Genomic DNA, 25,403 nt, shown 5'->3' with positions numbered 1-25,403 from the left:
TGATCAACGATTACCGAAGGCCCGGCAACGGCAGACATACGTTGATTGATCTGGACATAGGCAGCAACGCTCGACTTCTTTTCCAGGCGGCGGCAGTGCTCTAAGTTTCAGGCACAGCATGTGAAATGCTGCCTCGAACTGTTATGGAGCCTTATCTATGCGAACCCGTATCTTCAGTGCTTTGATCTTTGCCTTGCTCACCAGTGCCTCGGTTGCGGTCAACGCCACTGCGGCACCGTCTTCCTCCGCCGTGTCGCCCGCCACCATGGAAAACGCAGCGCCCGCGGCCGTTCACGAGCAACGTAACGATAAGGTCAATCTCAATACCGCCGATGCGCAAATGCTTCAGAAAGAACTGGCAGGTATCGGAAAAAACAAGGCCGATGCCATCGTTGCTTACCGGGACGCCAATGGCGAGTTTACCTCCATCGATGAATTGATCGAAGTAAAGGGCATTGGCAAGGCTATTCTGGAGAGGAATCGCGAGAAGCTGGCAATTGATTAAGCCTCGCTCTATCCATTAAAAAAAACAGGCCGATCAATGATCGGCCTGTCTGTTTATGCACGCTTTATCGAGAACGGATCTTGATAACGTTCTGTTTTCGATAAGTCAGTTGGCGCTCTTCTTTATCTCCTGTTTGAGATAGTCCCGGGTCGTGTCCAGAATGCGCTGCGACAGTTCTTCGTCAAAAGCACTACGGGCAAGTACCAGGCCGCCTACCAAGGTAGACAGTACCGGCAGGCTCTTGGATTCAGTACCCGTCTGCGCCAGAGACTGATCGAACAGTTCCAGCAAGTGAAGAATGATTTTATCCGTCGTCGCGCTGGGCTGGTCGCGCTGACCCAGTTCCAGGCACATGGTCGGTAGTGGACAACCGCCGTCTGGCGAATCGCGACTGTCTATAGAGAGGTAGAGATCAATGAATTCACTGAGCGAGTCCTGTCTGGCGAAAACGTCGCTGGTGATTCCTTTTACATTGTCGAGGGCGTGACTCAATGCCTGTTCAACAAGATCATCCTTGGATTTGAAATGCGCGTAGAAACCGCCATGGGTCAAGCCCAGTGCCTTCATCAAAGGTTGTAGGCCCGTAGCACCAATGCCATCGCGACGAAAGCGCATGGACGCTTCCTTGACGATACGTTGATGGGTTTGGGCCTTATGATCGAGCGCGTAACGCATGCGCTGAGTCTCCAGAGATGGGCCAATGTGTAACCGCATTTATACATGGATAGATGAATCGATGCAGCAGGCTTTCAATCGTGATGAGAACTTGTGCCGGAATCAAGTGAAAGAACGCCTGTCTGCTTATCCAGCTAATGAGTGAAGCTGGCTGAAAAACGCAAACTGTTCCCGCGCAGAATGCAGGCCCTCGTTGCTTGAATGAGCGCGCTGCCCTGTAAAACCACGACGTCGTCGACAAGAGGTCGATCATTCTCCAGCCCTTTGTGCAGAAGGCGTGCACGGGATTGCCTGCCTACAGTCCGGAAATTGTTGTCCTACAAGCCTTTGACTTCTGGCGTCAATCCCGGAGAATCTCGCCCGCTGTTTTCGAGGGGAGCGCTGAACTGCCGGCTTTTTCGACGCGCTGCCCTTTTTGATAAACCGGCCACGGAGAGTCGACCGGATGAATGATCAGGCTAACGGCGTCGTAGAACGCCTGGATGTAGCTCCCGAGAGCATCGCCTCTTGGAACCGTAATGACACCACCTGGATGCTCGGATTGTTCGGTACTGCCATTGGCGCAGGTACGCTGTTCCTGCCCATCAATGCAGGCATCGGTGGTTTCTGGCCACTGATGGCGCTGGCGTTGCTGGCGTTTCCCATGACGTTCTATGCCCACCGCGGGCTGACCCGTTTCGTACTGTCCGGGCGTGAAGGGGCCGATATCACTGAAGTGGTCGAGCAGCATTTCGGCAAAAGCGCCGGCGCGATGATCACCTTGCTGTATTTTTTTGCGATCTTTCCGATTCTGCTGATCTACAGCGTGGCCCTCACCAATACCGTGGGCAGTTTTCTTGAGCATCAGTTGCACATAGCGCCGCCGCCACGCGCAGCGCTGGCGTTCGTGCTGATCATGGGCCTGCTGGCCGTGGTGCGTTGTGGCGAGCGGATCATCGTCAAGGCGATGAGCCTTATGGTTTACCCGTTCATCGTCGCACTGCTGTTTCTGGCGGTATTCCTGATTCCGCACTGGACCGGTGGCATCCTGAGTACCGCGACCACCTTTCCCGAGCCTTCAGCGTTCCTGCCTACCCTGTGGCTGGCCATTCCGGTAATGGTATTTTCGTTCAACCACACGCCGATCATCTCGGCGTTTGCCGTTGATCAGAAACGTCAGTACGGCGAAAACGCCGAGGTCCGCAGTTCGCAGATACTGGCCCGCGCTCACGGCTTGATGGTCGTGATGGTGCTGTTCTTCGTGTTCAGTTGCGTATTGACGCTGTCGCCAGCCCAATTGGCCGAGGCCAAGGCACAGAACATTTCGATCCTCTCCTACCTGGCCAACCACTTCAACAACCCGACCATCGCCTTCGTGGCGCCGCTGATTGCGTTTGTGGCTATTTCCAAATCGTTTCTCGGTCACTACATCGGTGCAAGCGAGGGCCTGAAAGGGCTGATTCTGAAAACCGGGCGGCGTCCTGCACCGAAGGCGCTGGATCGTCTGACAGCAGCATTCATGCTGGTGGTGTGCTGGCTGGTAGCAACGCTGAACCCGAGCATTCTGGGCATGATCGAGACCTTGGGCGGGCCGGTGATTTCGGCGCTGCTGTTCCTTATGCCGATGTATGCCGTCTACAAAGTACCCGCCATGCGTAAATATGCAGGTGCATGGTCGAACTACTTTGTGGTGGCCGCCGGTGTGGTGGCGATCTCTGCACTGATCTTTTCGCTGACACGCTGAACCCCGCAGACATGACCCTGGAAGCTGCGCTGATATAACAGCGCAGCCTTTGGCCGGGCTCTGCAATCAGGGTCAATCCACAGGTTCGGGATATAACGGCCTGGACAAATGCATGATGCTGGCATAGTCGTAGACGTACTGGCGTCCCGCATGGCTGGTCGAACGCAGTTGGTCGATCAGCTGTCGCTCTTTCTTGTTCAGGTATCTCAACGCCGGATCTTGACTGGACTTCAGGCGATCACGTTCATGGGCGTCAGGGAAAGCGATGACGTTCGTCATGAAAAATCTCCTTGGGTTTTAGTCCTTGTTTGCTTTGATGTTGCCCCGGTTGCGGTGGTGATGGCGACGCTTCACCTTACCCACAAAAACTTGGTGCGATCAACCCTGCAGATGCCGGGTGTGTCACATCGTTTGTATGATCTCGTAGGATTGTCCGCTGCCGTTGATGACAATCTGTACGGCATCGTCTTCGAATTTGCCCAGCAGGCTCTGCCCCAGCGGGGCCCTGGCAGTGATGACTGTGACCAGTTGCTCACCTGCGCTGACCTTCAGACCAGCAGCATCAGGGCCGAGAAACAGGTATTGCGTTTGACCGCTCAGGGCTTCGACAGCGATCAGATCACCGGTCTGAATGCCGCGTGATTCATCGAATGGCTTGAGCGACCATTTCCGATACGCCGCCAGCGACTGGCGAATCTCCTCGACACGCCGTGCCTGGCCTGCTGCCAGATACGATGCTTCCAGTCCCAGCGTGTCGTATTTGTTCTCGGCAATGTTCTCTTCGTGGGTTGCCGTTTCGTAGGCGGTCTGTGCCGCCCGTTGCGCGATGTCCAGATCGATTTCCAGCTTGTCGATGATCGATTGCAGCACGTCCTGCTTGTTCATGGTTTATCCGCAGTACTGATTGATGCTGGCGCGACTTTTTTCGCTCGGCGCAGTGCGGTCCTGCTGAATCCAGAAATCACACTTGGAACGGTTGAAGGTACGCTGTTGTTGTTCCTGAGCCTGTTCACGGGCCTGACGGGCCTCGCTTTCACGCAGGCTTTGCTCGTATTTGCGGAACATTTCAGTCTCCGGGGCGGACGGCGCGGCATTTTTTTGTGCAGGCGGGGCGGTGAGCTGGGCGGCGGCGTTTTCCAACGCCTGGGTTTGCGCCGGGGGCAGGCTTTTGTAATACAGCAGAGCGGTCAGGAACACCGCCATTGCGCCCAGCCAGATACCCAGCGCAATGCAGACAATCAATTTCAACGACACATACAGGTCGCGACGGCGGGTAGTGGATGACATGGCTGAACTCCTTGCAGGGCAACAGATGCGATTGTGCCATGCCTGATGGCCGGGCACGAAAACTGTGCTGTCCAGTGGCATCAGGCTGGTGGCAACGGGGCGTTCTGAACGACAATCAACGTTTTTTGCCATCCAGCCTCAGGGAGCCACGATGAAAGTCTCGTGGGACATTTTTTGCAGCGTAGTCGACAACTACGGTGATGCCGGCGTGACCTGGCGTCTGGCACGCCAGCTGGTTGCCGAGCAGGGTCTGCATGTGCGTTTATGGATCGACGACCTGTCGGCTTTCGTTCGCTTGTGTCCCGACGCTGATCTTAAGGCTCAGCAGCAATGGCAAGAGGGCGTGAGGGTGTGCCAGTGGCCCGCTGAATGGGTAAACAGCGATATTCCTGACGTGGTCATCGAGGCCTTTGCCTGCCGCCTGCCGACGCCCTATACCGAATCGATGCTGCAGCGTTCGCCAAGGCCGCTGTGGTTGAACCTTGAGTACCTCAGCGCCGAAGACTGGGTCTCGGGTTGCCACGGTTTGCCTTCGCCACAGTTGAACGGTTTGAAGAAGTTCTTTTTCTTTCCCGGATTTTCCGACGCCACGGGCGGCCTGCTGCGCGAAAGAAACCTGATCGAACAGCGCCAGCGATTTCAGCAAGACAAGGCCGCGAGGCAAGGTTTCCTGCAGGGGTTGGGTGTCGAGCCGTTGCCTGATGCCCGCTTGATCTCGGTATTTGCCTATGAAAATCCCGGGCTGGGCAGCTGGCTTGACGCGCTGGCCAGCGACACTCGGCCCAATCACATGCTGGTGCCGGAGGGACGCATCCTCACCGATCTGCAGCGCTGGCTGGGTGTCGGCGATGAGTTACACGCAGGTTTCATGCAGGTAAGGGGAGGGCTGACCGTGCAGGTGTTACCGTTCATCCGCCAGGAACGCTACGACCAACTGCTGTGGAGCTGCGATTTCAACGTCGTGCGCGGCGAAGACTCATTCGTCCGTGCGCAATGGGCGGGGCGGCCGATGCTCTGGCACATCTATCAGCAGGAAGACGACGCGCACCTGCCCAAGCTTGATGCGTTTTTAGCGCTCTACCTGGCGGGTCTTGAGCCTGAGGCGGCGCATGCTGTGAATCAGTTCTGGCAGAAGTGGAATATCGGCAGCGACCTGAGCGAAAGCTGGCTGGCACTCACCGAACACTGGGCTGAACTCGAAAAGCACGCCGGGCACTGGTGCCAGCAACAAGCCGCACAGACTGATCTTGCCACGGCGCTGGTGCAGTTTTATGGAAATTCGCTATGATACGCGGCCTTGATACAAGGCTCTGTACGAAAAAGGCCTGCGCAGGTTGTTTCTCGTACAGAGCCTTTGGTTAATTTCATCCAAATTCGGATATATGCAATGAAAACTGGTAAAGAGCTGAAACCCGGTACTGTGATCCGTCTCGAAAACGATCCTTGGCTGGTTCAGAAAGCTGAATTCACCAAATCCGGTCGTAACAGCGCGATCATGAAAACCAAGCTGAAAAACCTGCTGACCGGTTACAAGACCGAGATCGTTTACAGCGCCGACGACAAGCTGGACGACGTGATCCTTGATCGCAAGGAAGCCACCCTGTCTTTCATCAGCGGTGACACCTACACGTTCATGGACACCACTGACTACACCATGTACGAGCTGAACGCTGAAGACATCGAAAGCGTTCTGCCTTTCGTCGAAGAAGGCATGACCGACGTTTGTGAAGCCGTATTCTTCGAAGACCGTCTGGTTTCCGTAGAACTGCCGACTACTATCGTGCGTCAGGTCGACTACACCGAAGGCTCTGCTCGTGGCGACACGTCGGGCAAGGTCATGAAGCCTGCCAAACTGAAAAACGGTACCGAGCTGAGCGTTGCTGACTTCATCGAAATCGGCGACATGATCGAGATCGATACCCGTGAAGGCGGTTCCTACAAAGGCCGTGCGAAGTAAGCATGGTTTTGTAACCCCGTTACGCAAAAAACCCGCATCGCTGCGGGTTTTTTTACGGCTGAAGTTTGAGCCCCTGCCGTTATTTCGGGCGCTATTTCAGGTGTTCTTTCAACTCCTGAGACGCCTGCAGGATGGCAGAGCGGACAGCCGGGACCTGGCTTACCACGTTGAGCAGACCGTAGTCATGGATCATGCCGTTGTAACGTACCGCCGTGACCGGCACGCCCGCCTGATCCAGCTTGCGCGCATAGGCTTCGCCTTCATCACGCAGCACGTCGGCACTGGCGGTCTGAATCAGCGCCGGTGGCAGACCTTTCAGTTGTTCGGTGGTGGCGCGCAGCGGCGAGGCATAGATCTCGTTACGTTGTGCGGCATCGGTGGTGTAGTTGTCCCAGAACCACTTCATCATGTTACGGGTCAGGAAGTGGCCTTCGGCGTATTGGTTGTATGAACCGTTATCAAAGTTGGCGTCAGTCACCGGCCACAGCAGCACCTGATACCTGAGCGCCGGAGTGCCTTTGTCTTTGGCCATCAGTGCAACGACCGCTGCCATGTTGCCACCCACGCTGTTACCCGCCACAGCCAGGCGCTTGCCGTCGACGTTGATTTCCTTGCCGTGCTCAGCTACCCATCTGGTCGCTGCGTAGGCCTGGTTGATTGCCGTCGGGTAATGTGCTTCGGGTGAAGGCGTGTAATTGACGAACACCGCTACCGCGCCCGAGCCCACGACCAGGTCGCGGACCAGTCGCTCGTGGGTCTGGAAATCACCCAGTACCCAGCCGCCGCCGTGGAAGAACATGAAAACCGGCAAGGTCCCTTTTACGCCAGCAGGGCGCACGATATTCAGGCTGATCGGCTGGCCATCGACATTGATGGTCTTTTCGCTGACATCGGCTTTGGGCAGCGTCAGTTTGACCCCCGCCTGTGCTCCGACCAGCACGGCCCTGGCATCTTTGGGCGACAACTGCTCGATGGGTTTGCCAGTGCCCGAATTCAAGGCATCGAGAAAGGCCTGAGTGTTGTGCTCGATGGCAGGATCGCCTGCGGCAAACGCGCTGCCGATCGACAGTGCGAGAAGCGTACCGGTCATGACTTTGCTGAAGTTCTTCATGTTCGTTCCCTTGCTCATGTTCGTATCTGTGGCCGGTGAGTTAGACGGTTACATGCAGGCGCACATCGACGTTGCCGCGCGTGGCGTTTGAGTAAGGGCAAACCACGTGAGCGGCATCGACCAGTTGCTGAGCGTCGGCTTGTTCAAGGCCAGGCAGGCTGACGTGCAGGTCGATGTCCAGACCGAAACCACCGGGAATCTGGCCGATCCCTACGTGGGCGGTAATCGAGGCGTCTGCCGGAATGCTGCGTTTGCTCTGACCAGCGACGAATTTCAGGGCACCGATGAAGCAGGCCGAATAACCGGCAGCGAACAGTTGCTCAGGGTTGGTGGCTGCGCCGCCAGCACCGCCGAGTTCTTTCGGAGTGGCCAGTTTGACGTCGAGAATCTTGTCGCTGGAAACGGCACGACCATCACGGCCGCCGGTGGCGGTTGCAACTGCGGTGTAAAGAGTGTCCATGATTTTTCCTCGTTTGATAGGGATTGTTGCGAAAAATACTTGCGCGCTAACTAATTGCAAGGCAAAGGTAGTTCACGGATAGTTAGCGCGCAAGCTAAATTTTGCGAAAAGTCGAAAGAGGTCGTTTTCGGGAGGAAGAAAGCTACCAGGGCGGGTAGCTGGAAATCTTGCCAGCCCCGTGGTGCACGGGGCTCTGGCGCAACGAACGGGAGGTCAGTCCGGGCCGGCGTGAGCCTTTTTCTTAAAGGCTCTGGTGCAGATGGTCACGCAAGTCCAACAGCTGTGTCTGCAGGTCACGAAGCCTTTCCATGTTCAGGCCGCTCGCCGACAGAATACAGCCGGGTATGCTCAGTGCCTGGTGTTGCAGTGCACGACCTTGTTCAGTCAGGTGCAGCAATACCACGCGTTCGTCCTCTTTGCTGCGGGTGCGGCTGATAAAGCCCTCGCCCTCAAGACGCTTGAGCAAAGGTGTCAGAGAACCCGGATCGGTGAGCAGGCGCGTGCTGACATCACCGACGGTAAGCCCGTCTTTTTCCCACAGCACCATCATTGCCAGGTACTGCGGATAGGTCAGTCCCAGCGCCTGCAGCAGCGGCTTGTAAACCTTGGTCATCATCAATGAGGTGGAGTACAGGGCGAAACACAATTGGTTATCCAGCAGCAGCGAATCGCAATCGGCAGGTGCAGCGTGGGCAGGGTTTTCTTCGGCACTCATATCAGGTCCTCAAACTCAGTCGAATGAGTTTAACTTAGTGTTGCATTCTTTAATGTGCCAGATAATTCCTAGCGCGCAGGCTCAAAGCGCTGACAGCTTGCGCCGCGCGCAAAAAAACAGGTAACACCGGGTGTTGGTTGCGCGCAGGACTGCGTAGCATTTGGCCATTGACTGGGCGGGGACGTAGTGTGATTGAAATTGTGATGTTTGTGTTACTGGGTGCAGCGATGGGCACCTTGGGGGGGCTGTTCGGAATCGGTGGTGGTCTTGTGGCAATTCCTGCGCTGGGGGTGCTGTTCGGTCTGGATCAGCAACTGGCGCAAGGGACTGCGTTGTTGATGGTGCTGCCTAACGTGTTACTCGCCTTGTGGCGCTATAACCAGCGCAACCGGATTTTGCTGCGTAATGCGTTGATGTTGATCATTCCCAGTTTTATTTTTGCCTGGCTGACGTCGCTGCTGGCGGTGCGCGTGGATCCGCAAAGCATGCGCCTGGGCTTTGTCGGCTTTCTGGTGGTGCTGACCGTGTTCAACGTGGCGCAGATGTATTGGCGCAGCCATCAGGTCGGCAGCGGGTTACGCCACGAAAAGTGGCTTTGGCTGCTGGGTGTCGGGTCGGGCATGACCGGTGGTCTGTTTGGCGTTGGCGGGGGAGTGGTGGCCACGCCGATCCTGACCAGCGTGTTTGGCACGACACAGGTTGTGGCGCAAGGGTTGGCGCTGTCCCTCGCGGCCCCGAGCACCGGTATCACGCTGGTCACCTACGCGCTGCACGATCACGTCAACTGGTCGATGGGCATTCCATTGGCCATTGGTGGTCTGGCCAGCATCAGTTGGGGTGTCAAGCTGGCGCACTCGCTGCCGGAGCGAACGCTGCGCCTGATGTTCTGCGTGTTTCTGGTGCTCTGTGCAGTGATTCTCGCGCTCAAGGTTTGAAGCCGTCGATGATGTAATCGGCCATGCATTCGGTGATGGGCGAGGGGTTTTTCGGATTGCGCAGCAGTACGATGCTGGCCGTAGGCAGCTCGGGCAATTGTTCGGCCGCGCCGATGATGCGCAAATCTGCAGTGATCAGGCTTTGAAACTGTGCAGTGACTGCCAGGCCCGCGCTGACCACTGCTGTGATTGCTGCCATGCTGGAGCTGCTGTAGGCGATGCGGTAATCACGCTCCACGCTGTCCAGGGCGTTGCACGCCCAGTCGCGACAGAAGCAGTGTGTATTGAACATCGCCAGCGGAATGGGGTTTTGCTCATGCGGAGCAAAACCGCTGGCTTCCATCCAGACCAGGCGCTCGTGACGCAACAGCGTACCGATCTCGGTGCCGGGCTTGCGCGTGACGATGGTCAGGTCCAGGTCATTGCGTTGCAGCAGCAGGTCGGAGGGTTCGCAATGCACCTCTACCTGAACCAGCGGGTAGGCCTGTGCGAACTGCGAAAGTATGCCGGGCAGAAAGCGCATCACGTAGTCGTCGGGCGAGCCGATTTTTACCACGCCAATCATGTGTGGCTCGCGCAGCGTATTGAACACCTCACTGTGCAGCTTGAGGATGCGCCGCGCATAGCCAAGTAACACCTGGCCCTCTGCCGTCAGGTTCAGGGTCCGGCCTTCACGCTGGAACAGTTGACGCTGTACGACATCCTCTTCGAGGCGTTTCATCTGCATGCTGACCGCCGATTGCGTGCGGTTGACCACCTCGCCTGCGCGAGTGAAACCGCCGTGATCGGCAATAGCCACAAAGGTGCGCAGCAGCTCGGTGTCTATGCCTGGGTAACGGGTGCCCGAATAGCTGGCCAATACATCAACCTCCCAGATGCACTGCATAAGAAACATTCGTTGGATTGATCTTATGTCAGGCGCGAGACTTTAGTCATCTCACACGGAGGGCAAGATGATGAATGGTCAAAAAGAGTCTGTATTGATCGCAAGACCTGCCGGGCATGCTCAGCCTGGCAAGGCGTTGGTGTGGTTGAAGCATCACTTGCAGCGCTGGCTGGAGCTGTACCGTCAACGCCGCTATCTGGCGCGGATGAGTGATGACACGCTGAAGGACCTGGGGCTGAGTCGGGCCGACATTCAGCAGGAAGCCGAGCGTCCGTTTTGGGATGACCCGCTCAAGCGCTGAGCGGGCGGCTTGCTCTGCTTAGCGCCGGACCTGCTTCAGGGTTTCGGCAATCAGGAACGCCAGCTCCAGCGACTGATCGGCGTTCATGCGCGGGTCGCAGTGGGTGTGGTAGCGATCCGAAAGACCATCTTCAGTGATGGGGCGGGCGCCGCCGATGCATTCGGTGACGTTTTGCCCGGTCATTTCGATATGGATGCCTCCGGCATAAGTGCCTTCAGCCTGATGTACTTGAAAGAACTGCTTCACTTCGCCGAGGATCTGCGCAAAGTCGCGGGTTTTGTAGCCGCTGCTGGCCTTGATGGTGTTGCCGTGCATCGGGTCGGAGCTCCACAGCACTTTGCGGCCTTCGCGCTCGACCGCACGAATCAGCTGTGGCAGGTGATCGCCGACCTTGTTTGCACCCATCCGCGCGATCAGGTTGAGACGGCCCGGATCGTTGTCAGGGTTGAGGATGTCGATCAGACGAATCAGGTCGTCGGTGTTCATGCTCGGGCCGACCTTGACGCCGATCGGGTTGTTCACCCCGCGCAGGAATTCGACATGCGCGCCGTCCAGTTGCCGGGTACGGTCGCCGATCCATAGCATGTGTGCCGAGCAATCGTAGTAATCATTGGTCAGGCTGTCGCGCCGCACGAAGGCTTCTTCGTAATTGAGCAGCAATGCCTCGTGGGCGGTGAAAAAGCTGGTTTCACGCAGTTGCGGCGAGCTGTCCATGCCGCAGGCGCGCATGAACGCAAGCGTTTCATCGATGCGTCCGGCCAGCTGGCTGTATTTTTCGGCCAGCGCCGAGTTGGCGATGAAGTCCAGATTCCACTTGTGCACCTGATGCAGGTCGGCAAACCCGCCCTGGGCGAAAGCGCGCAACAGGTTCAGGGTGGCGGTGGACTGGTTATAGGCTTGCAGCAGGCGTTCGGGGTCCGGCACACGGCTTTTCTCATCGAAACCGATACCGTTGACGATGTCACCGCGATACGCCGGGAGCGTTACGCCGTCGATGATTTCGTCGTTGGCCGAGCGAGGTTTGGCAAATTGTCCGGCCATGCGTCCGACTTTCACCACCGGGCAACCGGCGGCGAAGGTCATAACGATGGCCATCTGCAGCAGCACCTTGAACGTGTCGCGAATCTTGGCTGCGGAAAACTCCATGAAGCTTTCCGCGCAGTCGCCGCCCTGTAGCAGGAACGCGCGACCCTGGGTCACTTCGGCAAACTGGCGGCGCAACTCTCGGGCTTCGCCGGCAAACACCAGCGGCGGATAGCTGGCCAGGGTCTGTTCGACCTTCAGCAGGTGCGCGGCGTCAGGGTAGTGAGGTTGCTGCTGAATCGGCAGTGCCCGCCAGCTGTCGGGGCTCCAGGGTTGGCTCATTATTGGCTCTAGGGTTGTGCAATCGGGCCAGCATGTTAGCAGTTCGCCGTTGCTCTGCCAGCGTAGGGCAGACCACCGGGATGGCATAGCGCCCGGCAATGTGTGACAAAGCCGCGCGCTTGCCGGACAATTCGCGTTTTGCGCTCGGCGCAGCGATGACCAGGAACGGTAATGACGGAAGAGCGTGAGCGCGTAGAACGAATTCTGGCCGAGGTCCACGACGACTTCGGCATGATCCGCGTGCTGGAAGTGGAGGATTACCGCTTTCTGGAGTTTGGCGAGGCCATCGAGCAGAGCTGCACGTTTACGGCTGACCCGAGCTGGCTGGAATACGACTATACCCGCGCGATGCTGATCGGCGCACTGTGTCACGATGCGCCGGACAGCGCGCTGTTTCTGGGGCTGGGTGCGGGTACGCTGACCCAGGCCTGCATGAAGTTCCTGCCGCTTGAAGACGTTGAAGTCATCGAGCTTCGCCCTGATGTGCCGCGCCTGGCCATGGAGTTCATGGGGCTCGATGACGATCCGCGTCTGTATATCCGCATCGGCGATGCGCTGGAGTTGCTGGACAGCGCAGAGCCTGCCGACCTGATCTTTGTCGACCTTTACACCGATGTCGGGCCGGGCGTCGGGCATTTGGCCTGGAATTTTTTGCAGGGCTGCCAGCAACGCCTCAATCCCGGTGGCTGGCTGATCATCAACCAGTGGGCCACCGACGACGGCAAACCGCTGGGTGCGGCCTTGCTGCGGGGTTTGTACCACCGTCATTACTGGGAGCTGCCGGTAAAGGAGGGCAACGTCATTCTGATCGTGCCTGCCGACCTCGATCAGACGCTGGATATCGAGGCACTGAGTTCGCGTGCCGAGGCACTTGCGCCGCATTTGGGGTACTCGCTGGAGTCGTTGATCAGAGCGGTCCGTTCCGCGACCTGAAAGGGCGAAGCATGTGCTGACTGTTCTGAAATCAGGGGTGAGACAATTCGCCACACCCCGCAGGTCGGGATGCCGGCCATCCGCAAGAGCAGATTAAACGTTTAAGCGGCAACGCCCGCAATCTCGGGCCCGCGCCCTTGTCGGCCAGCCCTCTGCCCGGACCAAGGGCCTTGGGTTGCTCAAGGATGGCGCAATGTTTCGCAAAAAAAGACTCACTAAGGTGCGTATTTCCGGTATAGTGCGCGCCGGCCTTAACAGGGCCCTCGTCAAGGTATTGCAGTACCCCGAAGCCAGCTTCGGTTGCTTGTTCGCACAACGGACTAGCCTGGACGATCCATTCATCAAACGTTTTCGCAAATCCCCGCCGACAAAGCAGCCAGGGTGACCTCAAGGTCGTACACGGCACGCGCAGCTTTGAAGCATGGGTCTTTGCGGATGCACTAGAGGCAGACCCATGACCCAGGAAATCGGCGGCTTCGCCGCTCTCGAACTTCATCCAAATATCGTTGCAGCAGTCGTCGCCACTGGCTACGAAGAGCCTTCGGCCATTCAGCAGCAATCGATCCCGATTATTCTCGCCGGTCACGACATGATTGGTCAGGCGCAAACCGGTACGGGTAAAACCGCCGCGTTCGCACTGCCTATCCTGCATCGCATCGACCCGAGCAAGCGCGAGCCGCAAGCACTGATCCTGGCCCCGACCCGCGAACTGGCACTTCAGGTTGCCACCGCGTTCGAGACCTACGCAAAACAAATGCCGGGCGTGACCGTTGTAGCGGTCTACGGCGGCGCGCCAATGGGCCCGCAGCTCAAGGCTATCCGCAACGGCGCACAAATTGTTGTCGCCACCCCTGGCCGTCTCTGCGACCACCTGCGTCGTGACGAGAAAGTCCTGGCAACCGTGAACCATCTGGTTCTCGATGAAGCAGACGAAATGCTCAAGCTGGGCTTCATGGACGACCTCGAAGTCATCTTCAAGGCCATGCCTGAAACCCGCCAGACCGTACTGTTCTCGGCAACGCTGCCACAGTCGATCCGTGCCATCGCCGAGCGCCATCTGCGTGATCCGAAGCACGTCAAGATCCAGACCAAGACCCAGACCGTTACCGCGATCGAGCAGGCTCATCTGCTGGTTCACGCTGACCAGAAGACCTCGGCTGTATTGAGCCTGCTGGAAGTCGAAGACTTCGACGCCCTGATCATGTTCGTCCGCACCAAGCAGGCGACCCTGGACCTGGCAAGCGCCCTTGAAGCCAAAGGCTACAAGGCTGCTGCACTGAACGGTGACATCGCTCAGAACCAGCGCGAGCGCGTTATCGATTCCCTCAAGGATGGCCGTCTGGACATCGTTGTAGCGACCGACGTTGCTGCCCGTGGTCTTGACGTTCCGCGTATCACCCACGTATTCAACGTGGACATGCCTTACGATCCAGAGTCCTACGTTCACCGTATCGGCCGTACCGGTCGTGCCGGTCGCGAAGGTCGTGCACTGCTGCTGGTAACTCCTCGCGAGCGCCGCATGCTGCAGGTGATCGAGCGTGTTACCGGTCAGAAGGTTGCGGAAGTCCGCCTGCCGGATGCCCAGGCCGTTCTGGATGCACGCATCAAGAAGCTGACCAACAGCCTGTCGCCACTGGTCGCTGATGCCGAATCGACTCACGGTGATCTGCTCGATCGTCTGACTGCCGACATCGGCTGCAGCCCGCGTGCCCTTGCTGCTGCACTGCTGCGCAAGGCTACCAACGGTCAGGCACTGACCCTGGCAGCCATCGAGCGCGAGCGTCCACTGGTTCCGAACAACGCCCCGCGCGGTGATCGTCCAGAGCGCAGCAGCGACCGTGGTGATCGTCCTGAGCGTGAGCGTCGTGCGCCGGTTCCATTGGCCGAAGGCCGTGCTCGTTGCCGTACCGCGCTGGGTGCGCGTGATGGTATCGCTGCCAAGAACCTGCTGGGTGCCATCCTCAACGAAGGCGGCCTGGCCCGCGAAGCTATCGGCCGCATCCAGGTGCGTGACAGCTTCAGCCTGGTCGAGCTGCCGGAAGATGGTCTTGAGCGTCTGCTGACCAAGCTCAAGGACACCCGTGTTGCTGGCAAGCAGCTCAAGCTGCGTCGCTATCGCGAAGACTGATCGGCTTCTGAGCTGATAGGTCAATAAAAAATCCCCGACTGGTTCGGGGATTTTTTTGCGCTGAATTCAGGCGACTCGGCGTTTTCGGATTCAGCCGAACCGATAGATATCCATTCCGAGCGCCCCCATAGTGAAGCCTTGATGGGCAACACTGAATGCTCCGCCTGCGCCCCGTGCGAAATACAGCGGCAGCAAATGCTCGTCACTCGGGTGCGCTCGCATCGCATGGGGGGCGAGACTGCGGTAGTGGTGCAGGGCGGCTTCATCTTCTTTTTGCAGCTTGTCGATCATCCAGTCACGAAATGTCACAGCCCATGGCTCTGCGCTTCCGGGGCCGGCGTTCCAGTCCAGATCGCGCAGGTTATGCGTGATGCTGCCAGAGCCGATAATCAATACACCCTGTTCGCGCAGGCTGGCCAGCGCGCGGCCCACCCGTGTCTGGAGCTCGGGCCCCTGAAGGCTAGGCAGTGAGATCTGCACCACCGGAATATCGGCGTTCGGGTACATCAACGACAATGGCACCCAGACGCCGTGGTCGAACGGTCGTCTGCTGTCGATGCGTGCGGGCAGATCGCTGGCGGCCAGCAGCTCGACTATTGTGCGGCTCAGTTCAGGCAGACCTTTCGCCGGGTATTGCACCGCAAACAATTCTGCCGCAAAGCCGCCGAAATCATGCCAGGTCTCGGGTTGTGGGTTGCCGTTGACGATCAGTTCGTGGCTTTCCCAGTGTGCAGACACCACTACGATGACGCGAGGCCTGGGCAAGCTGGCGGCCAATCGCGTCAGGGCGGGGCCACTCTCGCCGGGCTCCAGCGCGAGCATGGGGGAGCCATGGGAAATAAACAGGCTTGGGAACATTTAACGCTCCAGAATATGAGAATGCCCCATAGTCGTTCATTCTCATGATCTAAATCTAATATAAGTTATGGCGCTTTTTGATCGAATTTTCAGGAGGTTTCATGCAGGCGGATTTTTGGCTGCAGCGTTGGCAGGCAGGACAGATTGGCTTTCATCAGGCGCAGGTCAATCAGGACCTGCGACAGCATTGGCCTCTTTTGAGACTTGAGTCTGGGGCTCGGGTTCTGGTGCCGTTGTGCGGCAAAAGCCTGGATATGAACTGGTTGATCGAGCAAGGTTGCTACGTAGTCGGCGCAGAGCTTTCCGAGGCAGCGGTAGCAGGCTATTTCAATGAGCGCGGTGTGCAACCGCAGATCACGCGCAAGGGCGACTTCAGCGTCTATGCAGCGCCGGGCATCGAAATCTGGTGCGGCGATTTTTTCGCCCTCACGGCGCACGATATTGGTCACTGCACAGCCTTTTATGACCGTGCCGCCTTGATTGCCTTGCCTGCTGACATGCGCGAGCGCTATGTGCAGCAGCTTGAAGCGTTGATGCCTCGGGCATGCAGTGGCCTGCTGGTCACCCTTGAATACGACCAAAACCTGCTCGAAGGCCCGCCATTCTCCGTGCCGCACACGTGGCTGCAGGCGTTTGTATCCGGAAGCTGGGAAATCACGAAGGTCAGCGAGCAAGATGCGCTACACAGCAGTCCCAAGGCGTTGAGGGCCGGATTGGAGCGCATGGATGAGCACGTTTATAGGTTGGAGCGTCAATCGCGCTGAGTTGGGCCTGAATTCTTCTCCGATCGCAGAGCCGTTTGGCGCAGAACGTCACGAACTGCATTCCCATGTGGAGCGTGAGCAACGAGAGGTGTCCGGTAGAACACCTCTCATTGCTGTGCGCGGGGCGAAAGCTATCGCGTTGGTAGGATCAACCGCGGCGGCGCAGGGCCTCGATGCGTTGCTCCAGCGGCGGGTGGCTCATGAACAGCCCTGCCAGGCCTTTCTTCAGACCGGCGTTGATACCGAACGCCGTCAGGCTGTCAGGCATGTTCACCGGTACGCCCTGTTCGGAACGCAGGCGTTGCAGCGCACCGATCATCGCGTCCGTGCCGGCCAGTCGGGCACCTGCGTCGTCAGCGCGGAATTCGCGTTTGCGCGAGAACCACATGACGATGGCGCTGGCCAGAAAGCCCAATACCAGCTCGGCGAAAATCGTCGTGATGTAGTAGGCAATGCCCTGACCGTTCTCGGTCTTGAAGATCACCTTGTCGACGAAGTTGCCGATGATGCGGGCAAAGAACATCACAAACGTGTTCACCACACCCTGCACCAGCGCCAGTGTGACCATGTCGCCGTTGGCAACGTGGCCGATTTCGTGCGCCAGTACGGCTTTCACCTCATCCGGCGAGAACCGCTCGAGCAGGCCTTGGCTTACCGCAACCAGTGCATCGTTCTTGTTCCAGCCCGTGGCGAATGCGTTGGCTTCATACGCCGGGAAAATACCGACTTCCGGCATCTTGATGCCCGCATCGCGGGACAGTTGTTCAACGGTCTGCAGCAACCATTGCTCATGGCGGGTGCGAGGCTGACTGATGATCTGAGTGCCGGTACTCATTTTCGCCATCCACTTGGAGATGAACAGCGAGAACAACGAGCCCGCGAAACCGAACACAGCGCAGAAAACCAGCAGCTGATTGAGGTTCAGATCAACCCCGTTGGCCGCCATGAACCCATTGAAGCCAAAAAGGCTCAGGGTGATGCTGGCAATCAGCACGACCGCAAGGTTAGTGGCCAAAAACAGCAAAATGCGCATCATGGTCGAAACGTTCTCCTCAGGTAAATATGTAACTCGATGCCGGGTATATAAGGTGATGCCCGCTGCTATTCAACAGAGGGACTATTTCAAACTGTGTCCTCTTCACGCAATCGATGGTAATCCCGCAAAGCTGAACGGCGCCTGAGCCAGAGTGGTCGACGCCTGAGGGGGTGAGGGCAGGGCGGTGATGCTGTTTTGGCAGGGCACAAATAAACTGCCCCGAACAGGTCGGGGCAGGGATGCGTTGCGAGAGGGGCGGTGTCTGTTTACTGACGATAACCCTTCAGGAAGTTACCGATGCGGCCAATGGCCTGCTCCAGCTCATCAACGCGCGGCAAGGTCACGACGCGGAAGTGATCAGGGTAGGGCCAGTTGAACGCCGTGCCCTGAACCACCAGCAGTTTTTCCGAGAGCAGCAGATCGAGGACGAACTTCTCGTCGTTGAAGATCGGGCAGACCTTCGGGTCGATACGCGGGAACGCATACAGCGCGCCCATCGGCTTGACGCAGCTGACGCCGGGAATATCGTTGAGCAGCTCCCAGGTGCGGTTGCGTTGCTCCAGCAGACGGCCTGGCGGCAGGATCAGGTCATTGATGCTCTGATAGCCGCCCAGTGCGGTCTGGATGGCGTGCTGGCTCGGCACGTTGGCACACAGGCGCATGTTGGCCAGGATGTCGATGCCCTCGATGTAGCTCTGCGCGTTGTGTTTCGGCCCGGAAATGGCAATCCAGCCGGAGCGGAAGCCAGCGACCCGATACGACTTGGACAAACCGTTGAAGGTCAGGCACAGCAGGTCCGGCGCCAGCGAGGCAGTGCAGATGTGCACGGCGTCGTCGTAGAGGATCTTGTCGTAGATTTCGTCGGAGAACACCACCAGATTATGCTGGCGAGCCAGCTCCAGCATGCCCAGCAATACCTCGCGGGAATACACTGCGCCGGTCGGGTTGTTCGGGTTGATGATCACCATGGCCTTGGTGTTCGGCGTGATTTTGGCCTTGATGTCTTCAAGGTCCGGCCACCAGTTGGCCTGCTCGTCGCACAGATAATGCACCGGGCTGCCGCCGGACAGCGCCACTGCTGCGGTCCACAAGGGATAATCGGGTGCCGGAACCAGCACTTCGTCGCCGTTGTTGAGCAACGCCTGCATCGACATCACGATCAGCTCGGACACGCCGTTGCCCAGATAGATGTCTTCGATGCCGACGCCTTCGACCTGCTTCTGCTGGTAATACTGCATCACAGCCTTGCGGGCGCTGAACAGGCCCTTGGAGTCGCTGTAGCCCTGGGCAGTCGGCAGGTTGCGGATCACGTCCTGCAGGATTTCGTCCGGCGCCTCGAAACCAAACGGTGCCGGGTTGCCGATGTTCAGCTTGAGGATGCGATGGCCTTCCTCCTCCAGGCGTTTGGCGTGCTTGAGCACCGGCCCGCGAATGTCGTAGCAGACGTTTGCGAGCTTGTTCGATTTGTTGAACTGCATGGTGATGATCCCGAAAATGGACGAGCTGTTGCCGGCTTGCAATGAAGGTCGCAGCACGTTCGCCATGAAAATGGGTTTGTATGCGACAAACGCGGGTGCCAGACTGACGTCTGACCTGGCGCAATCATACGTGCCACCTGATCTGTGGAAAAGGTACAGATCGGGGTTTTTCGAATTCGGAGGTGTACCTGTGGACAAGTTGCAGAAAACGCTTGAAGAGTGGAAAGAGATGCTCGACCCGGCGCAGTATCAGGTTTGCCGCCTGAAAGGCACCGAGCGGCCGTTTTCCGGTAAGTACAACGAGACAAAGACAGAAGGCGTCTACCACTGCATCTGCTGCAATGAGCCGCTGTTCGATTCCACGACCAAGTTCGATTCGGGCTGCGGCTGGCCCAGCTTCTACGCACCGCTGGAAGGCAGCGCGGTGGTCGAAGTGCGCGATGTCAGCCACGGCATGATTCGTACCGAAGTGGTCTGTGCCAAATGCGACGCCCACCTGGGTCATGTGTTTCCCGATGGTCCGCCACCGACCGGGCTGCGTTACTGCATCAACTCGGTATGCCTGGACCTGGTCCCGCGCCAGTAGCCGTGAGATTGTTGTGCCGCTGCGTGCAGCGGCTCCGGGCTTATCGACCCGTATCAATACCGAAAATTGGCGTGCGCCACGCTTCGTTGCAGGCTAACGTCAGTGCTTACATTCCGCTCCAGCCACCGCCTGGTCTTGAGGCCTCTTTTGATGAGTGAAAACCTGCTGAGTATCCCGGTCACTACGATCAAGGGAGAACAGAAAACCCTGGCCGATTACGCTGGCAAGGCGGTGCTGGTAGTCAATACAGCCAGCAAATGCGGCTTCACCCCACAATATAAAGGCCTGGAAAAACTCTGGCTGGACTACAAGGATAAAGGGCTGGTGGTACTGGGGTTCCCTTGCAATCAGTTCGGCAAGCAGGAGCCGGGTGACGAGGGCGCTATTTCAGGGTTTTGTGAACTGAACTACGGGGTCAGCTTCCCGCTGTTCAAGAAGATCGACGTAAACGGCGCTCAGGCCCATCCCTTGTTCGTTCAACTCAAACAGCAGGCACCGGGGTTGCTGGGGAGCGAGCGAATCAAGTGGAATTTCACCAAGTTCCTGATTGGCAGGGATGGCGCGCTGGTCAAGCGTTTCGCGCCGTTGACCAAGCCCGAGGAACTGACCGGTGAAATCGAAGCGCTGCTGCGCTAAGCCGTTTCAGCGGATGTCAGCGATGGGAATCCACTGGTCCAGAATGCCCGCCAGTTCGGCGCGCCGGAACGGCTTGGCGAGGTAGTCGTTCATGCCTGCCGCCTTGCAGCGCTCTCGCTCATCGGGCATGGCGTTGGCGGTAAGCGCCACGATCGGCAGGTTTGGCCAGCGGCCGCTGCTGCGGATCTGGCGGCTGGCTTCATAGCCGTCCATGACCGGCATGTTGCAGTCCATCAACACCAAGTCAAAGTGGCCTTGCTCCAGTTGTTCCAGGGCCTCGCCGCCGTGACTGCTGATGATCACTTCGCACCCCAGCTTGCCGAGGATGCCCTTGGCCACTAGTTGATTGACCGGGTTGTCTTCCACCAACAGTACTCTGGCCATCCGTTGAGCCGTTTGCTCTGGCGCTTTTGTGTCCCTGACGCCTGTATCTTCCTGACCGAGTACGCGCCGCAGCGTGTGGTAAAGCGCGTTGCGCGCCAGCGGTCGAGCCTGCTGTTGCAGCGGGGCAAGGGCCGTAACCTGTTCGCCGGGCATGAAATTGCCATAGGCGGTGACCAACAGGATCGGCACGGGGGTAGTGGGGCGGATCGCAAACAGGCACTCAGGGCAGTCGGTAATGACCAGGTCCGGGCTGCTGTCGAGGTCCGCGTCTTCCGGGCGATCATCAATGCTGCGTCGTTTTAGATCGACCCCCCAGGTTGGCAGCAGGTTGCCAAGCAGTTCCACCAGGCCGCTGCCGGCCGAGCTGACCACAGTGACCCGGCCCCTGAGCGCGGTCTGAGTGACTGCGGATACATGCACCGGCAACGGCAGTTCGGCGCAGAACTGACTGCCGAAGCCGGACTGCGACTGAATACTCAGCGTGCCATTCATGGCTTCACAGAGATTATTGGTCAACGCCAGACCCAGCCCGGTGCCGCCATACTGCCGAGTGATGGCGGTTTCTGCCTGAGTGAACGGCTGGAAGATTTTCGCCTGGGCGTCCTGCGCAATCCCGATGCCGGTGTCGCGGACTTCGATGCGCACCCGGTTTTCTCCGCTGACATCCTTATGGTGAGTCAGACGTACATCCACGCGCCCGAAACGGGTGAATTTGAGTGCGTTGGACAGCAGGTTGCTGACGATCTGCCGCACACGGGTCGGGTCGCCGGTAACCATGGCCGGAAAGTCCGGCGCAATCAGGCAGGTCAGCTCTACGCTGGGCGCCGCGTTTTGTGACAGCAGGTTGGCGGTGTCTTCGATCAACACCCCCAGGTCGAAGGGAATGCGCTCGATCTCCAGATGACCGGCATCGAATTTGGACATGTCGAGAATATCGTTGAGCAGTTCGACCAGCACCTTGCCGGAGTCGTGGGCGATCATCAGTTGCTGGCGCTGCTCGGCGCTGAGCGGGCTGTCCAGTGACAGCGCGAGCATGCCCAGCAAGCCGTTGAGCGGCGTGCGGATTTCGTGGCTCATGTGCGCCAGAAACGCCGAGCGCGCATGGGCCATGTCCAGCGCCGTACTGCGTGCTATCTGCAGTTCCTCGTTGGATTCGCGCAGGCGTATGTTGCTGGCCTTGAGCTCATTGGTGCGTGCCGAAACAATGTTTTCCAGCTCGTTGAGATGTTCGGTCAGCCGATCTTCGGCCGCGCGCCGTCTGGAGAACTCGCTGCTCATGGTTTCGAACTGACGATTGAAGGTCGCGACCAATACGCCGATTTCATCCTGCTCATGGTGAGGCGGGCAGGTTATTTTCCCTTGGTCGGGGTTGCGCGGGTCGCGACTGCTCAGTTCGCGGATCACCCTTACCAGCGGTTTGGTCAGGGTGGCATAGAACAGAATGGTCAGAATGCCGGCCAGCGCCAGGCTGCGCACGAAGCCGTTGAGCAGAGTAATCTCGGCGCGCTGCAGAAAGTGGCTGCCGAACGCGAAGGTGTCCACGGTCAGGTACAGTGTGCCGATGGTTTCATCCGGCAAATGGTTGAGGTGCAGTTTTTCCTGAAACTGGCGGCTTTCACCGAACAGCCAATCGCTGAACACCCGATAGCGCCCTGTCGCCATGGGGCGTTCGACGCTTGCGAGCACGGCGTCATTGTTATCGGTCAGTCTGGCGCTGACCACGGCAGGGGAGCGCAGCAGCCCGAGTGTCAGCTCCTGAGCCAGCTCCGAGTCGATGTTGTAGGCAATGCGCGATGCCGGGTTCTGGATGATTTCCAGCAGTGATTTGATTTCGCGATTGATGGACGCGTCTTCGCTGGCATAATCGATTGCAATCTGGAACAGGCTCAGCAAGGTGCCCAGCGCGAAGCCGATCAATACAGCCAGGCGCGCCTGCTTGAACGAAAGCCTGTTTTTGAGCGATATATCCATGAGTACTTACTGCCACTTCTGGTTGGCCAAGCATAGCTGATAGGCACTGCTGACCAATCAGTTAAATATAAGGAGATCCCGTGGATTCTCGGTTGGATGCTTTTCTGCAACGCGCCGATGCCGTGCTGGCCCGGCTGGAACCGCTGTTGCCAGCCGTGCGCGAGCCGGTCGACTGGTCACAGACGCTTGCCGCGCGCTGGGTGCAAGAGGGCCGTAGCGGCTACCTGATGCCGTTGCAGGTGAGCCTGGATACGCGCCTGACCGATCTGATCGGCGTCGACCTGCAGCGCGACCAGTTGGGGCGCAATACACGTCAGTTCATCGATGGCCTGCCTGCCAACCATGCCTTGCTCTGGGGTTCTCGCGGCACCGGCAAGTCGTCCCTGATCCGCGCTCTGCTGGCCGAGCACGCTTCGGCCGGTTTGCGCCTGATCGAGATCGAGCGCAATCACCTGGGCGACTTGCCCCGCGTGGTCGAGCAATTGCACAAGCTGACGCAGCGTTTCGTACTGTTTTGCGATGACCTGTCGTTCGAGTCGGGTGAAGGTGACTATCGCGTGCTGAAAAGCGTGCTTGACGGCTCGCTGGAGCAGGCGCCGGATAACGTGTTGCTGTATGCCACCTCCAATCGCCGCCATCTGGTGCCCGAGAAGGAAAGCGACAACGTTGACTGGAAGCACGTCGACGGCGAGCTGCACCCCAGCGAAGCCGTGGAAGACAAGATCGCATTGTCTGACCGCTTCGGCCTGTGGCTGTCGTTTTATCCGTTTACCCAGGAACATTACCTGAACGTGGTCGAGCACTGGATCACGCAACTGGCAGACAAGGCCGGCTTGCAATGGCAGCGCGACGAAAGCCTGGAAAAGGCCGCGATTCGCTGGGCGACCGCGCGTGGCAATCGCAATGGCCGCTGCGCGTATCAATTTGCACGTTACTGGGTAGGACTTGAATTGTTGGAGCAACACACATGATCGATTTGCAAAACACCGGTGCCGGCCTCAATGGCTACGGTCTGCTGGCCGCCCAGCTTGAGGCATTGCTGGCAGACGAGTGCGACTTCATCGCCAATGCGGCGCAGTTCTCGGCATTCCTCTATACGCAGATCGACGATCTGAACTGGGCGGGTTTTTACCTCAATCGCAACGAAGAGTTGGTGCTGGGTCCGTTTCAGGGGCAGATTGCGTGCGTACGCATTCCCTTTGGTCGCGGCGTTTGCGGGGCGGCGGCGCAGAGTCGGCAAACCCAGCGTGTTCAGGACGTTCACGAGTTTCCCGGGCACATCGCCTGCGACAGCGCATCGAACAGCGAGCTGGTGGTGCCGTTGATCAAGGACGGGCGTCTGATCGGCGTGCTGGACCTGGACAGTCCGAGTGTGGGGCGTTTCAACGAGGTGGATCAGGCGGGGATCGAACGTCTGGCGGCTATCTTTCTGGCATCGACCGACTGTTGAGCCGCTCGACCTGCCGCTGTCCGGAGCATAGGTCCGGCAGCGGCGGGGCAGTCATCAATCGTAGATGACTTTCTTCTTCCATTCGGATTCGGTTTCGTCTGCCTTCAGGCCTTCGGTCAGCGCGTTGTCGTCGTCTTCGGATGGCGCGGTATTGGTCAGTACCATCGAGTTGGCGCGGGCCAGTTGTTTTTCCATCGCCAGCAACTGCTGTTGGTACGTCACCGGGTCCGGCTGGTTGCGCAAATACTGCACGCCGCGTTCGAACGCCAGACGAGCCTGGCCCGGCTGGTCCTGGCTGAGGGCCATCTGACCGAGGTTGTTGAAGAACTCTATGTGCAGCGTGACCAGAATCGTGCGGATTTCGCGGATCCAGTGTTTGGCTTCGCTGGTTTGCAGAAAGCCGTCATGCGCAGCGCGGGTCACCTGACCATGCAGGGCTTCCAGAAGGAAACGCACGTCCTTGGCCTTGGCTTCGGTCTGGATCGGCGTGACCGGGTTGGGGATGTCGATGCGTTCGCCCTTGCCGATCTGCTCTTCCAGCTCGCCGATGCGGTGCTTGAGTTGAGCGTTACCCTTGTCCAGGCTGAGCATGCGCTGCACGACGTTCAGTTCCAGACGCGTAAGCAGCAGCTTCAAGGCTGGCGACATCAACTGGCCGGGGAATACTTCGGTGATTTCGCTGCAGCGACGCAAGCGATCACTGAGTTCGACCTTGGTGCGGGCCTTCTCCAGTTTGCCGTTTTCAGCGACGTGATTCAGGTAGCCGATCGCGATGAGCAGAGCGATACCTGCTACTACCATCAGCGTGATCATGAGTGGAGTCACTGTGCAAACCTCATTTGTTCAATTAGTTTTAGTGCGAGTGTAGTGGCTAAGCACTACTGCGCATAGATGTCCCTCCTGGAGTTTGTCGGCATCTCTTCTATATAGATTAGGCAGCTGAATGATTGGCGACAGTCGGTCAGCGTCTGAACGGCATCGAAGTTATTGATTTCAATAAATTTTCACATGGGGGTTGACGACCCCTCAATCCATCCATAGAATGCGCGCCACTTACAGCGTAAAGCACACAGCGTAGCGCAAATAAGTAGTGAATGTTGTACGTGTGTCCCCTTCGTCTAGTGGCCTAGGACACCGCCCTTTCACGGCGGTAACAGGGGTTCGAGTCCCCTAGGGGACGCCATTGCGGGAATAGCTCAGTTGGTAGAGCACGACCTTGCCAAGGTCGGGGTCGCGAGTTCGAGTCTCGTTTCCCGCTC

At 58.3% G+C, this 25,403-nt stretch carries 27 protein-coding genes and 2 tRNA genes; 15 read left to right on the top strand and 14 right to left on the bottom strand.

The features are described from left to right. Positions 1-157 precede the first annotated feature (157 nt). Positions 158-505, top strand: a complete 348-nt coding sequence (locus RYB09_RS17190) for a ComEA family DNA-binding protein (protein ID WP_044345380.1) — start codon at positions 158-160, stop codon at positions 503-505. 105 nt (positions 506-610) lie between these two features. On the opposite strand, the gene RYB09_RS17185 is transcribed toward RYB09_RS17190, so the two are convergent. Beyond that, positions 611-1,180 carry a TetR/AcrR family transcriptional regulator gene (locus tag RYB09_RS17185; protein WP_058401277.1) on the bottom strand — a complete coding sequence of 190 codons (570 nt, stop codon included), beginning with the start codon at positions 1,178-1,180 and terminating at the stop codon, positions 611-613. Between the two features lie 445 nt (positions 1,181-1,625). Between RYB09_RS17185 and RYB09_RS17180 the strand changes: the two genes are divergently transcribed. Beyond that, positions 1,626-2,903 (top strand): aromatic amino acid transport family protein, encoded by a 1,278-nt coding sequence (locus RYB09_RS17180; RefSeq protein ID WP_122258062.1) that lies wholly within the window; start codon positions 1,626-1,628, stop codon positions 2,901-2,903. 72 nt (positions 2,904-2,975) lie between these two features. On the opposite strand, the gene RYB09_RS17175 is transcribed toward RYB09_RS17180, so the two are convergent. The 3 genes from RYB09_RS17175 to RYB09_RS17165 all read right to left on the bottom strand — a co-directional run bounded on the left by RYB09_RS17175 (position 2,976) and on the right by RYB09_RS17165 (position 4,190). After that, positions 2,976-3,182 carry a hypothetical protein gene (locus tag RYB09_RS17175; RefSeq protein ID WP_002554553.1) on the bottom strand — a complete coding sequence of 69 codons (207 nt, stop codon included), beginning with the start codon at positions 3,180-3,182 and terminating at the stop codon, positions 2,976-2,978. 123 nt (positions 3,183-3,305) lie between these two features. Next, complete coding sequence (locus RYB09_RS17170; protein WP_057413385.1) at positions 3,306-3,788, bottom strand: transcription elongation factor GreAB; 483 nt, start codon at positions 3,786-3,788, stop codon at positions 3,306-3,308. Between the two features lie 3 nt (positions 3,789-3,791). Beyond that, positions 3,792-4,190, bottom strand: a complete 399-nt coding sequence (locus RYB09_RS17165) for a hypothetical protein (RefSeq protein WP_058401280.1) — start codon at positions 4,188-4,190, stop codon at positions 3,792-3,794. A 151-nt stretch (positions 4,191-4,341) separates the two neighbouring features. Here RYB09_RS17165 and earP point away from each other — a divergent pair, with 151 nt between their 5' ends. Both earP and RYB09_RS17155 read left to right on the top strand, forming a co-directional pair. After that, positions 4,342-5,478, top strand: coding sequence for an elongation factor P maturation arginine rhamnosyltransferase EarP (earP, locus tag RYB09_RS17160; protein ID WP_122258063.1), 1,137 nt, complete (start codon positions 4,342-4,344; stop codon positions 5,476-5,478). Positions 5,479-5,577: 99 nt separating this feature from the next. Then, positions 5,578-6,147 carry an elongation factor P gene (locus RYB09_RS17155; RefSeq protein WP_002554550.1) on the top strand — a complete coding sequence of 190 codons (570 nt, stop codon included), beginning with the start codon at positions 5,578-5,580 and terminating at the stop codon, positions 6,145-6,147. A 91-nt stretch (positions 6,148-6,238) separates the two neighbouring features. On the opposite strand, the gene RYB09_RS17150 is transcribed toward RYB09_RS17155, so the two are convergent. From RYB09_RS17150 to RYB09_RS17140, 3 genes are all read right to left on the bottom strand, one after another. Then, the gene (locus RYB09_RS17150; protein ID WP_058401282.1) at positions 6,239-7,258 is read right to left on the bottom strand and encodes an alpha/beta hydrolase; all 1,020 of its coding nucleotides are present in this window, start codon (positions 7,256-7,258) and stop codon (positions 6,239-6,241) included. A gap of 40 nt (positions 7,259-7,298) precedes the next feature. Continuing rightward, the gene (locus RYB09_RS17145; RefSeq protein ID WP_003373293.1) at positions 7,299-7,718 is read right to left on the bottom strand and encodes an organic hydroperoxide resistance protein; all 420 of its coding nucleotides are present in this window, start codon (positions 7,716-7,718) and stop codon (positions 7,299-7,301) included. A gap of 241 nt (positions 7,719-7,959) precedes the next feature. Next, the gene (locus tag RYB09_RS17140; protein WP_002554546.1) at positions 7,960-8,433 is read right to left on the bottom strand and encodes a MarR family winged helix-turn-helix transcriptional regulator; all 474 of its coding nucleotides are present in this window, start codon (positions 8,431-8,433) and stop codon (positions 7,960-7,962) included. Between the two features lie 188 nt (positions 8,434-8,621). Here RYB09_RS17140 and RYB09_RS17135 point away from each other — a divergent pair, with 188 nt between their 5' ends. Beyond that, positions 8,622-9,368 (top strand): sulfite exporter TauE/SafE family protein, encoded by a 747-nt coding sequence (locus RYB09_RS17135; RefSeq protein ID WP_193601364.1) that lies wholly within the window; start codon positions 8,622-8,624, stop codon positions 9,366-9,368. Here RYB09_RS17135 and RYB09_RS17130 read toward each other — a convergent pair. Continuing rightward, positions 9,358-10,254 carry a LysR substrate-binding domain-containing protein gene (locus tag RYB09_RS17130; RefSeq protein ID WP_058401284.1) on the bottom strand — a complete coding sequence of 299 codons (897 nt, stop codon included), beginning with the start codon at positions 10,252-10,254 and terminating at the stop codon, positions 9,358-9,360. The genes RYB09_RS17135 and RYB09_RS17130 overlap by 11 nt on opposite strands. A 67-nt stretch (positions 10,255-10,321) precedes the next feature. Between RYB09_RS17130 and RYB09_RS17125 the strand changes: the two genes are divergently transcribed. Next, positions 10,322-10,555 (top strand): DUF1127 domain-containing protein, encoded by a 234-nt coding sequence (locus tag RYB09_RS17125; RefSeq protein ID WP_058401285.1) that lies wholly within the window; start codon positions 10,322-10,324, stop codon positions 10,553-10,555. Positions 10,556-10,573: 18 nt separating this feature from the next. Here RYB09_RS17125 and RYB09_RS17120 read toward each other — a convergent pair whose 3' ends face one another. Continuing rightward, on the bottom strand, positions 10,574-11,920 hold the full coding sequence (locus RYB09_RS17120; RefSeq protein WP_002554540.1) for a class II 3-deoxy-7-phosphoheptulonate synthase: 1,347 nt from the start codon (positions 11,918-11,920) through the stop codon (positions 10,574-10,576). Between the two features lie 171 nt (positions 11,921-12,091). Between RYB09_RS17120 and RYB09_RS17115 the strand changes: the two genes are divergently transcribed. Further along, positions 12,092-12,853: a spermidine synthase gene (locus tag RYB09_RS17115; protein WP_002554539.1), complete on the top strand. Its 762-nt coding sequence runs from the start codon at positions 12,092-12,094 to the stop codon at positions 12,851-12,853. Between the two features lie 421 nt (positions 12,854-13,274). Beyond that, positions 13,275-14,981, top strand: coding sequence for a DEAD/DEAH box helicase (locus RYB09_RS17110; protein WP_177342374.1), 1,707 nt, complete (start codon positions 13,275-13,277; stop codon positions 14,979-14,981). Positions 14,982-15,071: 90 nt separating this feature from the next. Here the strand turns inward: RYB09_RS17110 and RYB09_RS17105 are convergent, their stop codons facing one another. Then, a complete protein-coding gene (locus RYB09_RS17105) occupies positions 15,072-15,839 on the bottom strand; it encodes a class III extradiol ring-cleavage dioxygenase (protein ID WP_316889469.1) in 768 nt (255 codons plus the stop codon). Between the two features lie 101 nt (positions 15,840-15,940). On the opposite strand from RYB09_RS17105, the gene RYB09_RS17100 reads away from it, so the two are divergent. Beyond that, positions 15,941-16,603, top strand: coding sequence for a thiopurine S-methyltransferase (locus RYB09_RS17100; protein WP_316889467.1), 663 nt, complete (start codon positions 15,941-15,943; stop codon positions 16,601-16,603). A gap of 148 nt (positions 16,604-16,751) precedes the next feature. Here the strand turns inward: RYB09_RS17100 and htpX are convergent, their stop codons facing one another. Together htpX and RYB09_RS17090 are read right to left on the bottom strand one after the other, a co-directional pair. After that, a complete protein-coding gene (htpX, locus tag RYB09_RS17095) occupies positions 16,752-17,639 on the bottom strand; it encodes a protease HtpX (protein ID WP_003418061.1) in 888 nt (295 codons plus the stop codon). Between the two features lie 266 nt (positions 17,640-17,905). Then, the gene (locus RYB09_RS17090) at positions 17,906-19,117 is read right to left on the bottom strand and encodes a pyridoxal phosphate-dependent aminotransferase (RefSeq protein WP_004657364.1); all 1,212 of its coding nucleotides are present in this window, start codon (positions 19,115-19,117) and stop codon (positions 17,906-17,908) included. 190 nt (positions 19,118-19,307) lie between these two features. On the opposite strand from RYB09_RS17090, the gene msrB reads away from it, so the two are divergent. Both msrB and RYB09_RS17080 read left to right on the top strand, forming a co-directional pair. Then, the gene (gene msrB, locus RYB09_RS17085; protein WP_002554534.1) at positions 19,308-19,703 is read left to right on the top strand and encodes a peptide-methionine (R)-S-oxide reductase MsrB; all 396 of its coding nucleotides are present in this window, start codon (positions 19,308-19,310) and stop codon (positions 19,701-19,703) included. Positions 19,704-19,853: 150 nt separating this feature from the next. Next, positions 19,854-20,339, top strand: coding sequence for a glutathione peroxidase (locus RYB09_RS17080; RefSeq protein ID WP_316889464.1), 486 nt, complete (start codon positions 19,854-19,856; stop codon positions 20,337-20,339). 6 nt (positions 20,340-20,345) lie between these two features. Here RYB09_RS17080 and RYB09_RS17075 read toward each other — a convergent pair whose 3' ends face one another. Beyond that, on the bottom strand, positions 20,346-22,694 hold the full coding sequence (locus tag RYB09_RS17075; RefSeq protein WP_316889463.1) for an ATP-binding protein: 2,349 nt from the start codon (positions 22,692-22,694) through the stop codon (positions 20,346-20,348). Between the two features lie 80 nt (positions 22,695-22,774). On the opposite strand from RYB09_RS17075, the gene RYB09_RS17070 reads away from it, so the two are divergent. Both RYB09_RS17070 and RYB09_RS17065 read left to right on the top strand, forming a co-directional pair. Next, a complete protein-coding gene (locus RYB09_RS17070) occupies positions 22,775-23,665 on the top strand; it encodes an ATP-binding protein (protein WP_058401290.1) in 891 nt (296 codons plus the stop codon). After that, positions 23,662-24,144, top strand: coding sequence for a GAF domain-containing protein (locus RYB09_RS17065; RefSeq protein WP_316889460.1), 483 nt, complete (start codon positions 23,662-23,664; stop codon positions 24,142-24,144). Before RYB09_RS17070 ends, RYB09_RS17065 begins: the two co-directional genes overlap by 4 nt. A 54-nt stretch (positions 24,145-24,198) precedes the next feature. Here the strand turns inward: RYB09_RS17065 and RYB09_RS17060 are convergent, their stop codons facing one another. Beyond that, positions 24,199-24,957 carry a hypothetical protein gene (locus RYB09_RS17060; RefSeq protein WP_058401291.1) on the bottom strand — a complete coding sequence of 253 codons (759 nt, stop codon included), beginning with the start codon at positions 24,955-24,957 and terminating at the stop codon, positions 24,199-24,201. 294 nt (positions 24,958-25,251) lie between these two features. Here RYB09_RS17060 and RYB09_RS17055 point away from each other — a divergent pair. After that, positions 25,252-25,327: transfer RNA gene (locus tag RYB09_RS17055), tRNA-Glu, on the top strand. A 2-nt stretch (positions 25,328-25,329) separates the two neighbouring features. Next, positions 25,330-25,402 (top strand) — tRNA-Gly (locus tag RYB09_RS17050). Position 25,403 lies beyond the last annotated feature (1 nt).

The sequence above is a fragment of the Pseudomonas syringae group sp. J254-4 genome, assembly GCF_032586855.1.
Lineage (GTDB): Bacteria > Pseudomonadota > Gammaproteobacteria > Pseudomonadales > Pseudomonadaceae > Aquipseudomonas > Aquipseudomonas amygdali.
The sequence above is the reverse complement of the archived record's forward strand: the minus strand, read 5'-3'. Positions and strand labels throughout refer to the sequence as shown.

Coding starts and splice junctions, on each gene's coding strand:
- RYB09_RS17190 (WP_044345380.1), top strand. CDS start 158: ATGCGAACCCGTATCTTCAGTGCTTTGATCTTTGCCTTGCTCACCAGT.
- RYB09_RS17185 (WP_058401277.1), bottom strand. CDS start 1,180: ATGCGTTACGCGCTCGATCATAAGGCCCAAACCCATCAACGTATCGTC.
- RYB09_RS17180 (WP_122258062.1), top strand. CDS start 1,626: ATGAATGATCAGGCTAACGGCGTCGTAGAACGCCTGGATGTAGCTCCC.
- RYB09_RS17175 (WP_002554553.1), bottom strand. CDS start 3,182: ATGACGAACGTCATCGCTTTCCCTGACGCCCATGAACGTGATCGCCTG.
- RYB09_RS17170 (WP_057413385.1), bottom strand. CDS start 3,788: ATGAACAAGCAGGACGTGCTGCAATCGATCATCGACAAGCTGGAAATC.
- RYB09_RS17165 (WP_058401280.1), bottom strand. CDS start 4,190: ATGTCATCCACTACCCGCCGTCGCGACCTGTATGTGTCGTTGAAATTG.
- earP (WP_122258063.1), top strand. CDS start 4,342: ATGAAAGTCTCGTGGGACATTTTTTGCAGCGTAGTCGACAACTACGGT.
- RYB09_RS17155 (WP_002554550.1), top strand. CDS start 5,578: ATGAAAACTGGTAAAGAGCTGAAACCCGGTACTGTGATCCGTCTCGAA.
- RYB09_RS17150 (WP_058401282.1), bottom strand. CDS start 7,258: ATGAAGAACTTCAGCAAAGTCATGACCGGTACGCTTCTCGCACTGTCG.
- RYB09_RS17145 (WP_003373293.1), bottom strand. CDS start 7,718: ATGGACACTCTTTACACCGCAGTTGCAACCGCCACCGGCGGCCGTGAT.
- RYB09_RS17140 (WP_002554546.1), bottom strand. CDS start 8,433: ATGAGTGCCGAAGAAAACCCTGCCCACGCTGCACCTGCCGATTGCGAT.
- RYB09_RS17130 (WP_058401284.1), bottom strand. CDS start 10,254: ATGCAGTGCATCTGGGAGGTTGATGTATTGGCCAGCTATTCGGGCACC.
- RYB09_RS17125 (WP_058401285.1), top strand. CDS start 10,322: ATGATGAATGGTCAAAAAGAGTCTGTATTGATCGCAAGACCTGCCGGG.
- RYB09_RS17120 (WP_002554540.1), bottom strand. CDS start 11,920: ATGAGCCAACCCTGGAGCCCCGACAGCTGGCGGGCACTGCCGATTCAG.
- RYB09_RS17115 (WP_002554539.1), top strand. CDS start 12,092: ATGACGGAAGAGCGTGAGCGCGTAGAACGAATTCTGGCCGAGGTCCAC.
- RYB09_RS17110 (WP_177342374.1), top strand. CDS start 13,275: ATGGGTCTTTGCGGATGCACTAGAGGCAGACCCATGACCCAGGAAATC.
- RYB09_RS17105 (WP_316889469.1), bottom strand. CDS start 15,839: ATGTTCCCAAGCCTGTTTATTTCCCATGGCTCCCCCATGCTCGCGCTG.
- RYB09_RS17100 (WP_316889467.1), top strand. CDS start 15,941: ATGCAGGCGGATTTTTGGCTGCAGCGTTGGCAGGCAGGACAGATTGGC.
- htpX (WP_003418061.1), bottom strand. CDS start 17,639: ATGATGCGCATTTTGCTGTTTTTGGCCACTAACCTTGCGGTCGTGCTG.
- RYB09_RS17090 (WP_004657364.1), bottom strand. CDS start 19,117: ATGCAGTTCAACAAATCGAACAAGCTCGCAAACGTCTGCTACGACATT.
- RYB09_RS17080 (WP_316889464.1), top strand. CDS start 19,854: ATGAGTGAAAACCTGCTGAGTATCCCGGTCACTACGATCAAGGGAGAA.
- RYB09_RS17075 (WP_316889463.1), bottom strand. CDS start 22,694: ATGGATATATCGCTCAAAAACAGGCTTTCGTTCAAGCAGGCGCGCCTG.
- RYB09_RS17065 (WP_316889460.1), top strand. CDS start 23,662: ATGATCGATTTGCAAAACACCGGTGCCGGCCTCAATGGCTACGGTCTG.
- RYB09_RS17060 (WP_058401291.1), bottom strand. CDS start 24,957: ATGATCACGCTGATGGTAGTAGCAGGTATCGCTCTGCTCATCGCGATC.